This is a genomic window from Bradyrhizobium sp. BR13661, assembly GCF_029892425.1.
In the GTDB taxonomy this organism is placed as follows: domain Bacteria; phylum Pseudomonadota; class Alphaproteobacteria; order Rhizobiales; family Xanthobacteraceae; genus Bradyrhizobium.
Window position 1 is genome coordinate 496,433 of record NZ_JARXWB010000002.1, and the last position, 13,277, is coordinate 509,709.

Annotated in this window: 12 protein-coding genes; 7 read left to right on the forward strand and 5 right to left on the reverse strand. The window is 65.0% G+C overall.

Going from position 1 to position 13,277, the window contains the following annotated elements; genetic code table 11:
- Window positions 1-75 precede the first annotated feature (75 nt).
- A complete protein-coding gene (locus tag M2427_RS05495; protein WP_280705175.1) occupies window positions 76-966 on the reverse strand; it encodes an NAD(P)-dependent oxidoreductase in 891 nt (296 codons plus the stop codon).
- 216 nt (window positions 967-1,182) lie between these two features.
- A complete protein-coding gene (locus M2427_RS05500; protein WP_014491654.1) occupies window positions 1,183-1,566 on the reverse strand; it encodes a carboxymuconolactone decarboxylase family protein in 384 nt (127 codons plus the stop codon).
- Window positions 1,567-1,746: 180 nt separating this feature from the next.
- Between M2427_RS05500 and M2427_RS05505 the strand changes: the two genes are divergently transcribed.
- Window positions 1,747-4,356 (forward strand): TIGR02302 family protein, encoded by a 2,610-nt coding sequence (locus tag M2427_RS05505; RefSeq protein WP_280705176.1) that lies wholly within the window; start codon window positions 1,747-1,749, stop codon window positions 4,354-4,356.
- Window positions 4,357-4,550: 194 nt separating this feature from the next.
- On the opposite strand, the gene M2427_RS05510 is transcribed toward M2427_RS05505, so the two are convergent.
- Together M2427_RS05510 and M2427_RS05515 are read right to left on the reverse strand one after the other, a co-directional pair.
- Window positions 4,551-4,925 carry a response regulator gene (locus M2427_RS05510; protein ID WP_027530607.1) on the reverse strand — a complete coding sequence of 125 codons (375 nt, stop codon included), beginning with the start codon at window positions 4,923-4,925 and terminating at the stop codon, window positions 4,551-4,553.
- 35 nt (window positions 4,926-4,960) lie between these two features.
- Complete coding sequence (locus M2427_RS05515) at window positions 4,961-5,836, reverse strand: MJ0042-type zinc finger domain-containing protein (protein WP_280705177.1); 876 nt, start codon at window positions 5,834-5,836, stop codon at window positions 4,961-4,963.
- A 221-nt stretch (window positions 5,837-6,057) separates the two neighbouring features.
- On the opposite strand from M2427_RS05515, the gene ftsE reads away from it, so the two are divergent.
- From ftsE to M2427_RS05535, 4 genes are all read left to right on the forward strand, one after another.
- Window positions 6,058-6,717, forward strand: coding sequence for a cell division ATP-binding protein FtsE (ftsE, locus tag M2427_RS05520; protein WP_280705178.1), 660 nt, complete (start codon window positions 6,058-6,060; stop codon window positions 6,715-6,717).
- On the forward strand, window positions 6,710-7,678 hold the full coding sequence (locus M2427_RS05525) for an ABC transporter permease (protein ID WP_280705179.1): 969 nt from the start codon (window positions 6,710-6,712) through the stop codon (window positions 7,676-7,678). Before ftsE ends, M2427_RS05525 begins: the two co-directional genes overlap by 8 nt.
- Window positions 7,679-7,750: 72 nt before the next feature.
- Entirely contained in the window at window positions 7,751-8,455 is a 705-nt protein-coding gene (locus tag M2427_RS05530; RefSeq protein ID WP_280705180.1) for a YdcF family protein, read from the forward strand.
- 11 nt (window positions 8,456-8,466) lie between these two features.
- Complete coding sequence (locus tag M2427_RS05535) at window positions 8,467-9,240, forward strand: lysophospholipid acyltransferase family protein (protein WP_280705182.1); 774 nt, start codon at window positions 8,467-8,469, stop codon at window positions 9,238-9,240.
- Here the strand turns inward: M2427_RS05535 and M2427_RS05540 are convergent.
- The gene (locus M2427_RS05540; protein ID WP_280705183.1) at window positions 9,237-9,848 is read right to left on the reverse strand and encodes a gamma-glutamylcyclotransferase; all 612 of its coding nucleotides are present in this window, start codon (window positions 9,846-9,848) and stop codon (window positions 9,237-9,239) included. The genes M2427_RS05535 and M2427_RS05540 overlap by 4 nt on opposite strands.
- Before the next feature lie 110 nt (window positions 9,849-9,958).
- On the opposite strand from M2427_RS05540, the gene M2427_RS05545 reads away from it, so the two are divergent.
- Window positions 9,959-11,143, forward strand: a complete 1,185-nt coding sequence (locus tag M2427_RS05545) for a DUF2125 domain-containing protein (RefSeq protein ID WP_280705184.1) — start codon at window positions 9,959-9,961, stop codon at window positions 11,141-11,143.
- A 539-nt stretch (window positions 11,144-11,682) separates the two neighbouring features.
- A complete protein-coding gene (locus M2427_RS05550) occupies window positions 11,683-13,260 on the forward strand; it encodes a hypothetical protein (protein WP_280705185.1) in 1,578 nt (525 codons plus the stop codon).
- Window positions 13,261-13,277 lie beyond the last annotated feature (17 nt).

Consider the following 13,277-nt stretch of genomic DNA (forward strand, 5'->3'; position numbering starts at 1 on the left):
CTGACACGGGGTGGTCCGGCAAAACTGCTTGATAAGCCTCGCAAATCCGCAGTGGTAGCGCTCTCGTCGAGAGCGCTACCTGGTTCCGCCCACGACGACCCCCGCCTTCCGCTCGATCGGCTTGATCGCTGCAGTGAAATCGGACCCGGCGCCTTCCGCAGCGATCACGGTCTCCCACAGACGACCAACGGCATCCGCAACCTCCATCGACAGGCCGAGCTGTTTCATCTCCTCCAGCGCCAGCCGGACGTCCTTCACCATCAATCCGGTGGCGAAGCCGAAGTCGAAGGTCCGCGGCAGCACCGAGCGGGGAAACTTGTCGCGGCTCGCAGTGTTCATGCCGGAGCCGGAATTGATGACGTCGATCATGACGGCCGGATCGAGCCCGGCCTTCACGCCCATCACCACCGCTTCCGACGTCGCCACGATTGCAGTGGCCGAGAGGAAGTTGTTGGCGAGCTTCATGGTCTGCGCCGCACCCGGCTTCTCGCCGATGAAGAACACCTTTCCGATCACGTCGAGCGCGGGCTTGAGCAGCTCGAACTCCGTCTTCGGTCCTGAGACCATCACTGCCAGCGTGCCCTTCTCGGCGCCGCCGACGCCCCCCGAGACCGGGCAGTCGATCTGCACGATGTTGCGCTTGGCCAGCAGGTCGTGAATTTTTGTCGCCATCGCCGAGCCGACGGTGGAGAGATCGATGAAGCGTTTGGCGCTTCTGCCCTCGATCACGCCGTTCGCGCCCGTGGCCACCTCGAGCGAGGCCTGCAGCGACGGCAGGCTCGCCATCACGGTCTCGACCTTGTCTGCAACGTCCTTCGGCGACGTCGCAGCGGTCGCGCCGCGCGCGACCAGCTTGTCGACGGCCTCCTTGCGGGTGTCGAACACGACGAGCTTGTGCCCCGCCTCGACCAGCCGTCGCGCCATCGGGAAACCCATGTTTCCGAGGCCGATGAATCCGATGTCCATGGTGTTTCCTTGTCTTGGTTATTCGTTGTTTTGGCGGAGCTGCGCGCAACATACTCGGTGTCGTCCTGGCGAAAGCCAGGACCCATTACCCCAAGAAGCAGTCGCCACGAGCGATGTCACCACCAGTCTTCGCATCACATCCGACGGTGGTTATGGGTCCTGGCTTTCGCCAGGACGACGGCGGGGAGGAGTGCTGCCTCCCTCACGCAAACCGCCTCACGCCTTCCCGTCGATCTCCGCGAATACCTCGCGCGCGATGCGGAAGCTGTCGACGGCGGCCGGCATGCCGCCATAGATCGCGACCTGCATCAGGATCTCGCGGATCTCGTCGCGGCTGACGCCGTTGGTCAGCGCGCCCTTCAGATGCGCGCGGAACTCGTGCTGGCGGTTGAGGATCGCGATCATCGCGATGTTGAGCATGCTGCGGGTCTTGCGCGGCAGCTCCTCGCGGCCCCACACCGTGCCCCAGCAATATTCGTTGAGCATCTCCTGGAACGGACGGTTGAAGTCGTCGACGTTCTTCAGCGCATTGTTGACATAGGCTTCCCCCAGCACCGCTTTGCGGACTTCCAGGCCCTTGTCGTGCATCTTCTTGTCCATGGCGTTTCCTTATTCCCCTCGGGTATTCTCTTAGGATGGCGCCGCGGAAATTACGGGGTTGCCCCTCGCCAGTCACGTCCTCGTGTTATGCGGGAAAAGGGGGCACTCCCGTACAGGAACGGATGCCTCAGTGCTGCCGTTGTGGTACGCTTCTCTCTGCCGGGTAACCTGGAGAGTTGATTGAACGGCGTCACACCCGACCCGTCAGACCCGATTCGCGATGGCGATGCTTCGTCGCGGCTGAAGCTGGCGCAGGCCCTCGAGCGGTCCACCTATGCCATCGCGTGGGAGCGTGCCTGGCCCGGTCTGGCGCGTGTTCTCACGCTTATCGGCCTGTTTTTGGTGGTGTCCTGGGCCGGCCTCTGGCTGGCGCTTCCCTCTGTCGCGCGTGCCATCGGCCTCGTCATCTTCGCAGGTCTTGCGGCCGCCGCCCTGTTCCCGCTGATTCGGTTTCGCTGGCCGAGCCGCCCAGAGGCGCTCGCCCGGCTTGATCGCGGTTCGGGCATTCGTCACCGCCCGGCCACGACACTCACGGACACGCTGACCTCGCAGGACCCGATCGCGCAAGCGCTCTGGCAGGCCCAGCGCGAGCGCACGCTGGCCTCGCTCAAGCGCATCCGCGCCGGCTTGCCGCACCCGCGCCTCGCCCTCCACGACCCCTGGGCGTTGCGTGCGCTGGTCATGATCATGCTGGTCGCAACCTTCTTTGCCGCCGGCGACGAGCGCGCGATGCGGCTGGGCGCAGCCTTCGACTGGAACGGGGTGCTGGCGCCGACCAACATCCGCGTCGATGCCTGGGTCACGCCGCCGCTCTACACCGGGAAGCCGCCGGTGATCCTGTCGGCAGCCAACAAGGAAGCCGCAGCACTTCCGTCCTCCGGCCCGCTCTCCGTTCCCGCCGGCTCGACCCTGATCGTGCGCTCCTCCGGCGGCATCCTGGATGTCGTGGTGTCCGGTGGCCTCAAGGAGGCCGAGCCCAAGGAAGCTGCGCCGAAGGGCACCAACGAGAAGCATTTCACCATCACAGGCGACGGCACTGCGCATGTCCGTGCGCCCTCGGGTCAGCCGCAATGGGCGTTTGCAGCGACGCCGGATCGTCCGCCGACGATCGCGCTCGCCAAGGATCCGGAGCGCCAGGCCCGCGGTGCGCTCCAGCTCGTCTACAAGATCGAGGACGATTACGGCGTCACCGGCGCCGAGGCGCAGGTTGCCGCGCGCAGCAATGATGCCGGCAAGGCCGGCGATGCCAGAACCGCGGCGCGGCCGCTGTTCCAGCCGCCGCAATTCCCGCTGGTGCTGCCGAACGCGCGCACCCGCAACGGCGTCGGTCAGACAGTGAAGGATCTCAGCGAGGATCCCTATGCCGGCGCCGACGTCACGCTGACGCTCGCCGCCAGGGACGAGGCCGGCAACGAGGCTCGAAGCGAGCCTTTCAACATGCGCCTGCCCGAGCGGCTCTTCACCAAGCCGCTCGCACGCGCACTGATCGAGCAGCGCCGCATCCTCGCGCTCGACGCCAACAAGAATTCCGACGTCTACACTGCGCTCGACGCGCTGATGATCGCGCCCGAACTGTTCACGCAGGAGACCGGGCAATATCTCGGCCTCTACAGCGTCGCGCGCCAGCTCGAGGCGGCGCGCACCGACGATGCGCTGCGCGAGGTTGTGGCGAGCCTGTGGGCCCTCGCGGTGACGATCGAGGATGGCAACATCTCCGACGTCGAGAAGGCGCTGCGCGCGGCGCAGGATGCGCTGAAGCAGGCGCTGGAGCGCGGTGCCAGTGACGACGAGATCAAGAAGCTCACGCAGGATCTGCGTGCGGCGCTCGACAATTTCATGCGCCAGCTCGCCGAGCAGTTCCGCAACAACAAGGACGCGCAAAATCTCGCGCGGCCGCTCGATCCGAACACGAAAATCCTGCGCCAGCAGGACCTGCAGAACATGATCGACCGCATGGAGCGCCTGTCGCGCTCCGGCGACAAGGATGCGGCCAAGCAGCTGCTCGACCAGCTCCAGCAGATGCTGGAGGGCCTGCAGATGGCGCAGCCCGGACAGTCCGGCGAGAGCGACATGGAGCAGGCGCTCAACGAGCTCGGCGACATGATCCGCAAGCAGCAGCAATTGCGCGACAAGACCTACAAGCAGGGCCAGGACTCCCGGCGCGACCGCATGCGCGGCAAGCAGCAGCCGGGCGATCAGTCGATGTCGGACCTGCAGCAGGACCAGCAGGCGCTGCGCGACCGGCTGAAGAAGCTCCAGGACGAAATGGCCAAGCGCGGCCTCGCGCAGAAGAGTCAGAAGGGGCAACAAGGACAGAAGGGGCAGAAGGGCCAGCCAGGCGACCCGGGCCAGGACGGCGATCAGGACGCCGACCAGGGTGATGATGAAGGCGGGCTTGATTCCGCCGACAACGCCATGGGCGATGCGGGCTCCAAGCTCGGCGACGGCAATGCCGACGGTGCGGTGGACTCCCAGGGCAAGGCGCTGGAGGCGATGCGCAAGGGTGCCCAGAAGATGGCCGAGGCCATGCAGCAGGGTGACGGCGACGGTCAGGGCGATGGCCCCGGCAATCGCGCCGGCCGCCAGCAGAGCGGCGGCAACCAGACCGACCCGCTCGGCCGTCCGCTGCACGGCCGCGAGTTCGGCGACGATTACACGGTGAAGATTCCGGGCGAGATCGACGTGCAGCGTGTTCGCCGCATCCTCGAAGAACTCCGCCGCCGCCTCGGCGACCCCTCGCGCCCGCAGATCGAGCTCGACTACATCGAGCGGCTGCTGAAGGATTTTTGAGGGACGACTATCTCTCCGATGTCGTCCTGGCGAAAGCCAGGATCCATTACCCCAGGGAGATGCTTGGCGAAGACTCGTCGTCCGGTACTGCCAGCGAACTCTATGGATAGACCTCGCGGTATGGGTCCTGGCTTTCGCCAGGACGACACCGTTTGCGAGGAGCGACGATTGCGTCACAGCGGCACTGGCCGCCGCTATCCCTTCTTCGCCGCCAGCGCATCGGCGACCGCCGTGCGGATATCCGCCACCGAGAACGGCTTGGTCACGACATCATGCACCAGCGCATTCAAATTCGAGGCGCGTTCGCGCTGATCGGCAAAACCCGTCATCAGCAAGATGGTCAGCTGGGGAAAGTCGCGCGCGGCGGAAAGCGCGAGCGCAATGCCGTCCATGACTGGCATCTGGATGTCGGTGAGCAACAGGTCGAACGCGCCGTCCTCGCGGGTCAGGATCTCAAGCGCCTCGGCACCGTCCTGTGCGGTCACGGTCTCGTGGCCGTCCATGGCGATGGCGCGCGCCACCAGCTGGCGCATCGAATCCTCGTCATCGGCGATCAAGACTTTTGGCATGGGACAAACCCCCGTGCGAACTCTACGACGTGTGATTATACGCTACCGCCGGCAATGTCGCGCCGGTTGAAGAAGCGAACGTCGATATTGCGGCCTTCCGGGGGCGGCGAGGCGAGGCGTGAGCGGAAGAAGGCGCGTTCGCCGGGTTGCAGCACGGTCTGCTCCAGCACCGAATTCCAAGCATAGATCTCGGCGCCTTGCGCGTCGCGCACCGCAAAACGGAGCCTGGGAATATCGAGCGGCTTCTTGCCCTGGCCGACGATCACGCCCTCGATCACCAGCACCTGCTTACCGTCCACGGTCTCGGTCGAGAGCTTGACGTCCTTGAAGGAGAGCCCGCGCAGGTTCACCTCCAGCCCGACCATCTTGTAGAACGCCGCGGTCTGAGGCAGCAGGCGAACCATGTCGCCGCGCCAGATCACCAGCGCCAGAACCAGCGCGCCCATGGCGGCGCAGGCGGTCGGCAGGCCGTAATAGGATTTGCGCGAGGCGACGGCAGGCTTGGGCCTGCTCACCTTGGCCCCGCGACGGCTGAACAGGTCACGGAACCAGGATTGGTGCTGGGCGCCGACGACTTCCTCTTCTGCAGCCCGGGCCGCCGCTGACCATTCGTCTTCTGGCTCGGCAGCATCCTCTGTCGGCCAGTCGCTGGCGATCGAGGGGCTTTCGACCACCGGGGCCTCGGCGGCATCGTCCTTGGCGTAGGAGTTCCACTGCGTGGCGAGGTCGGACTGGTCATCGGCCTGGCTGGTCGCGGCCAAGGCCGGAACGGCCGCCTCCTCGATGGCATCCTCGGGATGCGCCATCCACGTCTCCTTGCAGCGGGAGCAGCGGACCGTCCGGCCGTTAGCCCCAAGGCTCGCAAGCTTGATGGCGTAGGATGTCGTACAATGGGGGCAGACGATATGCATGGACGGCCTCGACGATGACCTTGCCGCGCGGAACCGGGCGCCAAGGGTTTCTTCCGAGAAGGGTTACTCCTCCGAAGAAGAGTACTTCTAAGGATGCTGCCGGGGATGCTACAGGGCGACCGTTAACGAACCGGAAACCATAACGGTCGCACAACCCCCTGATCGCATGCGGCGAAACCTCGCTGGCGGTGCGGTTGACGTCCCCTCGAACGGAGCTGAACTTGGTTCGGTTCGAAAATGTCGGATTGCGGTACGGTCTGGGACCGGAGATCCTGCGCGACCTCAGTTTCCAGATCCCGGCGCATTCCTTCCAGTTCCTTACCGGCCCGTCGGGCGCCGGCAAGACGTCGCTGTTGCGCCTGTTGTTCCTGTCGCATCGGCCGACGCGCGGCCTCGTCAATCTGTTCGGCCACGACATCTCCCGGCTCGGCAAGGACGAGATCGCCGACCTGCGCAAGCGCATCGGCATCGTGCTGCAGGATTTCCGCCTGCTCGACCACATGACGACCTACGAGAACGTGGCGCTGCCGTTCCGCGTCATGGGTCGCAGCGAATCGAGCTATCGCAAGGAGGTCATCGACCTCCTGCGCTGGGTCGGCCTCGGCGACCGCATGGATGCGCTGCCACCGATCCTGTCGGGCGGCGAGAAGCAGCGCGCGGCGATCGCGCGCGCGGTGATCTCGCGACCGCAACTGCTGCTCGCGGACGAGCCGACCGGCAGCGTCGATCCGACGCTCGGGCGACGCCTGCTGCGGCTGTTCATCGAGCTCAACAAGTCAGGCACCGCCGTCATCATCGCAACCCACGACATCGCGCTGATGGACCAGTACGAAGCGCGCCGCTTCGTGCTGCATCAGGGCCGGTTGCACGTCTATGAGTAGAACCGACGAGCGCGGCGTATTGGTCGATCTCGGACAGGAGCGCCCGCAGCTCCCCGCGCGGGCGCGCAACATGTCGCCGATCGTGCCGCGCGCCTCGATCCACGGTCGTGCGCTGGTCGCCGTCGTCGCCATCATGACCTTCCTCGCCTCGATGACGACGGGCACGGTGCTGCTCGTGAGCGCCTCGGCTGCGGAATGGCAATCGGATGTCGCGAGCGAGATCACCATCCAGGTCCGCCCGCAATCCGGCCGCGACATCGAGCGCGATACGGCCGCCGTCACCGAGGCGATGCGCGCGCAGGCCGGCATCGTCGAGGTCAAGCCCTTCACCAAGGAGGAGAGCGGCAAGCTGCTCGAGCCGTGGCTCGGCACCGGCCTGTCGATGGACGATCTGCCGGTGCCACGCATGATCATCGCGCGCGTCCAGCCGGGAACGGCGCTCGACCTCGGCAGCTTGCGCGCGCGCGTGACGCAAGTGGCGCCGAGCGCCAGCGTCGACGATCACCGCGCCTGGATCGAACGGATGCGCTCGATGACCAATGCCACCGTGCTTTCCGGCATCGGCATTCTCGCGCTCGTCATCGTCGCGACGATCATTTCGGTTTCGTTCGCAACGCGCGGCGCCATGGCTGCGAACCGCCCGATCGTCGAAGTGCTGCATTTCGTCGGCGCCGGCGACCGCTACATCGCCAATCACTTCCTGCGGCACTTCCTCAGGCTCGGCCTCGAAGGCGGCGTCATCGGCGGCGGCGCCGCCATGCTGCTGTTCGGCTTCTCCGAGTCGATCGCCGGCTGGTTCTCCGGCACCCCGGTCGGCGATCAGTTCGCGGCCCTGCTCGGCACCTTCTCGCTGCGTGCCTCAGGCTATGTCGTGCTCGCGGTGCAGGCGGTGCTGATCGGTGGGATCACCGCAGTCGCCTCGCGCCAGACGCTGTTTGCGACGTTGAATGATGTGGATTGAGCCGGATAAACCGGACTCCACTTCGCCTCAAAACGTCCTAAAATAATCCGGGGAAGGGATCACCGACATCATATGACCTCGCCGACCGACGATCGATCGCCGAAACTGCCGCGCGGCTGGCTCCGCGCGACCGTCGTGTCGACGATTGCGTTCGCCTTTGTCGGCGCGGCGGCGGGTTTCGTTGCGTTCCTGACGCAATTGCGTGGCGCCGAGACCGCGCCGGATCGCAAGGCCGACGGAATCGTGGTGCTGACCGGCGGCTCCTCGCGGGTGTCGGATGCGATGGAGCTGCTGGCCGCGGGATACGGCAAAAGGCTGCTGATCTCGGGCGTGCACCCGACCTCGACCGCGAACGATATTTCCCGCACGCTACCGGAGAACCAGTCCTTCATGACCTGCTGCGTCGATCTCGACCGCACTGCGCTCACCACCCGCGGCAACGCCGCAGAGGCGCGACGCTGGGCCGAGGGGCGCGGCTTCAAATCGCTGATCGTGGTCACCTCGAACTATCACATGCCGCGCGCTCTGGTGGAATTCTCGCACGCGATGCCGGAGACCGCGCTGATCCCGTTCGCCGTGGTCGGCGACAAATGGCGCGAGGAGCCATGGTGGACCTCGGCCTCGACGCTGCGGCTGCTCTTGTCGGAATATGTCAAGTACATCGCCGCCGAGCTCAGGGTGCGGCTGGAAGATTTCGGGATTGACCTTTCTCCCGAGATGTCGGAGCAGCCAGCAGGTCTGCAATCCAGGCGGCCTGCGACGGCGCAGGCCAATTGATCGGATTTTCGATGTTCCTGATTTTCCTGCGTTCGCTGGTCTTCAACGTGCTGTTCTACGCCGTGCTGGTGTGCCTGATCATCGTGGCCCTGCCGACCTTCGCATTGCCACCGCGCACCACGCTGACGGTCGCGAAATGGTGGGCGAACGTCACGCTGGTCCTGATGCGCGTGATCTGCAACATCAAGGTGGAATTCCGCGGCGTCGAGAAGATTCCGCAGGGGCCGCTGGTGATCGTTGCGAAACACCAGTCGTTCTGGGAGACGTTCGTGTTGCCGGGCTTCTTCAACCACCCGATCTTCATCCTCAAGCGTCAGCTGATGCAGATTCCGGTGTTCGGTCAGCTCCTGGTCAAGACGGGCATGATTGCGATCGACCGCAAAGCCGGCGTGAAGGCGCTGCTCGACATGACGCGCCGCGCACGGGAGGCCGTGCGTGGCGGCAGTCAGCTCGTCATTTTCCCGGAAGGCACGCGCCGCGCGCCCGGGGCGCCGCCAGACTACAAGACCGGCTTTGCGCAGATCTATTCATCCTGCGGTGTGCAGTGCCTGCCGATCGCGCTCAATTCCGGCCTGTTCTGGCCACGTCGCACCTTCATGCGCTATCCCGGCACGCTGGTGGTGGAGTTCCTCGATCCGCTGCCGCCGGGCCTGCCCAAGGACGAGTTTCTGACGCGCGTGCAGACGGCGATCGAGGGTGCGACCGGCCGCATTGTCGAAGCAGGACGGAAAGAGCAGGAGCAGTTGATCGGCTCCGCGCCGAGCTACGCTCCGTCTGGCAGCTAGCGGCTATCCCTGTTCTCGTCGGGAGCCTGGCCGTGCAGCGAATGCGCATCGCCATGCAGCATCGTCGCAAGCTGATGCAATTGCGTGTCGCGAAAGCCTTCGGCCTCGATCGCCTTCACAGTCGCCGTCACATAGTCCCTGTTGGCTCCGGACTGGCCGTGGCCCTGCAGCACATGGCGGTGCTGCTCGGCGAGCGACAGCCGGCCGGCATATTGAACATGACCGCGGTCGACGACGTAGGCGAGCGCCGAGACGCGCTCGCGCGCCTCGTTCTCCAGCCACACCGAGCGCATCACCTCGCGATAGACCGACGTGACCTGTTCGCGCGCCCGCAGATAGGCGACCACGTCGGCGCGGTTCTTCTCGGCGACGCGGAAGGCGATGCCGCGGCAGGCGCCGCCGCGGTCGAGCCCCAGCACCAGGCCCGGTTGCTCCGGCGTGCCGCGGTGCACGAAGGAATACACACAGAGCGCGCGATGCTCGCCAACGAGGCGGGCAGGGACGCGCTCCTCGAATGCGAAGCCCGGTCGCCACATCAGCGATCCGTAGCCGAACACCCAGAGGTCGCCCTTGGCGGTGGTAACGTTGGGGAGGGTGATTTCCGACATTTCGGGCACGGCTACCAGAACCGCGCCTCCAAGCGAAGTGAATTCTCCGCCTTTTGTTGGGGGCAAACCCCGCTTACATTTGACAAAATCTGGGGCCAAAGGGTCGCCGCATGTCCGATATGACCATCGCCGCAGGCCGGCGCTCCCGTTGGGGGCTCTTCATTGCCCCCGTCCTCCTCCTGATCCTCGCGGCCGCCTGGAGCGGCTTCTGGTTCTATGCGGCCTCGCAGGCCGAAATCGCGGTCGATGCCTGGCGCGCGCAGGAGGCCAAGTCTGGCCGCATCTATGATTGCGCCAAGCGCTCGATCGCGGGCTTCCCGTTCCGTTTCGAGGTCCAGTGCTCCGGCGCCAGCGTCGCGCTGGTCTCGCAGAATGCGAGCAAGACGCCGTTCACGGCGCGGCTCGACAATATTCTCGTTGTGGTGCAGGTCTACGATCCCAAGCACGTCATCGCCGAGTTTTCCGCGCCGGCAACCCTCGTCGACGGCGTCACGCAAGACACCTTCGTGGTGAACTGGAGCAAGGGCCGCAGCAGCGTGATCGGCCTGCCGGCCATCCCGGAGCGCGCCTCGATCGTGTTCGACGATCCCAGCCTCAACAGGGTCGATGGCTCCGTGCAGGTGCCGCTTGCACGTGCCAGGCAGATCGAGCTGCACGGACGTCTCGCCGATGGATCACCGGCCGATCATCCCGTGATCGAAACCGTGCTCCAGGTCTCGCAAGCCAGCATCCTGGGCGTCCATCCGCTGCTCGCCGAGCCGTTCGAGGCGGATACGCGCGCGAGGATCACAGGGCTCTCCGATCTCACGCCAAAGCCGTGGCCGCAGCGTTTCCGTGAGATCCAGGCTGCCGGCGGTCATATCGAGATCGTGCAGTCGCGAATCCAGCAGGGCGAGATGATCGCGGTCGCGGCCGGTACGCTCGGCCTCTCGGCCAATGGCCGACTGGACGGCGAATTGCAGATGACCGTGACCGGCCTCGAGCGCGTGATCCCGGCGCTCGGCATCGAGAAGATGCTTGAAGAAGGCGTGCCTCAGGCAACGCTCGATCGTGTTGCCCCCGGCGTGAAATCAAAGGACCTCAACAATCTCTTTGGCGCGCTCGATCGCGCCGTTCCCGGCCTCGGCAAGGTCATCAAGCAGAATGCCAATGCCGGCGTTGCCGCCGGCATCAACTCGATCGGCACCGAGAGCACGCTCGAGGGCAAGAAGGCGAGAGCCTTCCCGCTGAAATTTGTCGACGGCGCGGTGCTGCTTGGTCCGATCAAGGTCGGCCAGATTCCGCCGCTGTACTAGCTGTCTTTCGTAGCCCGGATCGAGCGAAGCGAAATCCGGGTCACGGAATTGACTCACGATCCCTTCGCTGGATCGTGATTGCCTGCCGGGAATGCGGAGCTGCAAACTCCGCTCTCTCTCCATGTCAGCCGCCCGATGACACGGGCCGCCCGGGAGAGCCTATCATGACGATGCCCAAGCTGCTCTTTGCCGCCATCGCCGTTGCGTCTTCCGCGACATCACCGGGCCCCACGGTGAACCGCACGACCAAGGGCAATTAGCCGCCATCCCCCTTGAGATGTTGCGCGTCGCGGAGTTGGGCCCGGCCATGTCCCGGTCGGGCCCAATGCGCGTTGCATCGGGCGCGCCGCAATCGCGCGCGTGCGGATACGAAAAGCCAGCAAAATATTCCGAACATGATCGTCAGGAAAACGTGATGCAGAAGATGCAAGAGCCGGCGAATAACCACAGCCCCATTCGCATCACTCCACACCAGGGAAGCATGCACGCGCCGGGGGCGCAACCAACAGCACCTGCTTCCCGAGTGGAGGGAGGCTTACGTGCGGATCATCAATTACGGACTCATGCTGGGACTACTCGCTGCCTGTTCGGGACAGGCGCGTGCGGACGACAGTGTCGCGTCGGAAATCCAGGCGCTGAAGGCGAAGCTGAAGGAGTTGCAGCAGAAGGTGGATTCGGAGGCGCGTAAGACGCGCCAGGTCGAGGCGGCGCAGTCGAGGGTCGTCGCCCTGCCGGCAAGCTACAAGGCGCTGCCCGTCGATCCCTGTGCGTCAGCGTCAGGCAAGATCTGCTACAAGGGCATCACGCTGACATTCGGCGGCTGGGTCGATCTCACCGGCATCTACCGGTCGCGCAACATCGCCTCCGACACCGGCTCGGTCTACAATTTCATCCCCTACCAGCAGGCCCACAATTTCTATATCCCGGAGACACGATTCTCCGCGCGCCAGAGCCGGTTCTCCGTGCTCGCAGAAGGCAACGCCAATCCCGATACGCATCTCGCCGGCTACGGCGAAATCGATTTCGAGGGCGCGGCGCAGACGGCAAGCTCCGTTGCCACCAACTCGTTCAATCCGCGGATGCGGCAGTTGAGCCTCGAGCTCGATCGAACCGATCTCGGCCTGCACTTCCTGGCCGGCCAATCCTGGTCGCTGAATGCGCCGACCAAGGCCGGCATCGATCCCCGCGGTGTCGACGCGCCTGGTGTGATCGACTTCGAATCCGTTCCGGGATTTTTGGCGGCGCGGCAGCCCGGCTTGCGTGTCTGGCAGGATATCGGGCCCGAGTTCAAGATCGCGGCGTCGGTCGAAAATCCGCAGACCGCCTTCTTCGGCGGCAACACGCCGACGGTCGGCACGCCTGCGGTCGGCCCGCAAGGCGTGCTCAACCCGAACCTCCAGGTCAATCTGACCGGGCCGGGCGGCAGCTTCTTCAACAACCTCAACAATGTCAGCTTGAACCAGGTGCCTGACTTTACCGCGAAAGCGGCGTGGGATCCGCGGCTCGGGCCCTACAAGCTGCATGTCGAAGCCTGGGCGCTCTATCGTCAGCTGCTTGATCGCTTCAACGGTGCCAATCACACCTACGACACCGGAAGCTTCGGCGGTCACATCTTCGCGGAGCTGATTCCGAAGACCCTCGACCTGCAGCTCTATGGCGCGCATGGCGTGCTCGGTCGCTTCACGGCGACGCCGTTCCCCGATGCGGCTGTGGCGCAGGACGGCACGGTGCTGCCGCTGACGATCACGGCGGCCGCGGTCGGTCTGATCTGGCACGCAACGCCTGAACTCGATGTCTATAGCTACGCAGGGTTGGAAAAGGCCAAGGCCAATTTCGCCAATGTCGGCACAGTGCCGTTCGGTTACGGCAATCCGCTCTACAACAACACCGGCTGCTTCACCGAGAACACGCCGGCTGCGACCTGCAACGGCAACACCAGGGAAGTGCGGCAGATCACCGCCGGCATCTACGACACCATCTACCAGGGCAATTACGGCACGCTCAAAGCCGGCGTGCAGTATTCCTACACGCAGCGCTTCGCCTTCGCCGGTGTCGGCGGGGCCCCCAAAACCGACGACAACATCGTCATGACGCAGATCCGCTACTACCCGTTCTAGTTCATCGTGGGTGGCAA

Coding starts and splice junctions, on each gene's coding strand:
- M2427_RS05495 (WP_280705175.1), bottom strand. CDS start 966: ATGGACATCGGATTCATCGGCCTCGGAAACATGGGTTTCCCGATGGCG.
- M2427_RS05500 (WP_014491654.1), bottom strand. CDS start 1,566: ATGGACAAGAAGATGCACGACAAGGGCCTGGAAGTCCGCAAAGCGGTG.
- M2427_RS05510 (WP_027530607.1), bottom strand. CDS start 4,925: ATGCCAAAAGTCTTGATCGCCGATGACGAGGATTCGATGCGCCAGCTG.
- M2427_RS05515 (WP_280705177.1), bottom strand. CDS start 5,836: ATGCATATCGTCTGCCCCCATTGTACGACATCCTACGCCATCAAGCTT.
- M2427_RS05525 (WP_280705179.1), top strand. CDS start 6,710: ATGAGTAGAACCGACGAGCGCGGCGTATTGGTCGATCTCGGACAGGAG.
- M2427_RS05530 (WP_280705180.1), top strand. CDS start 7,751: ATGACCTCGCCGACCGACGATCGATCGCCGAAACTGCCGCGCGGCTGG.
- M2427_RS05535 (WP_280705182.1), top strand. CDS start 8,467: ATGTTCCTGATTTTCCTGCGTTCGCTGGTCTTCAACGTGCTGTTCTAC.
- M2427_RS05540 (WP_280705183.1), bottom strand. CDS start 9,848: ATGTCGGAAATCACCCTCCCCAACGTTACCACCGCCAAGGGCGACCTC.
- M2427_RS05545 (WP_280705184.1), top strand. CDS start 9,959: ATGTCCGATATGACCATCGCCGCAGGCCGGCGCTCCCGTTGGGGGCTC.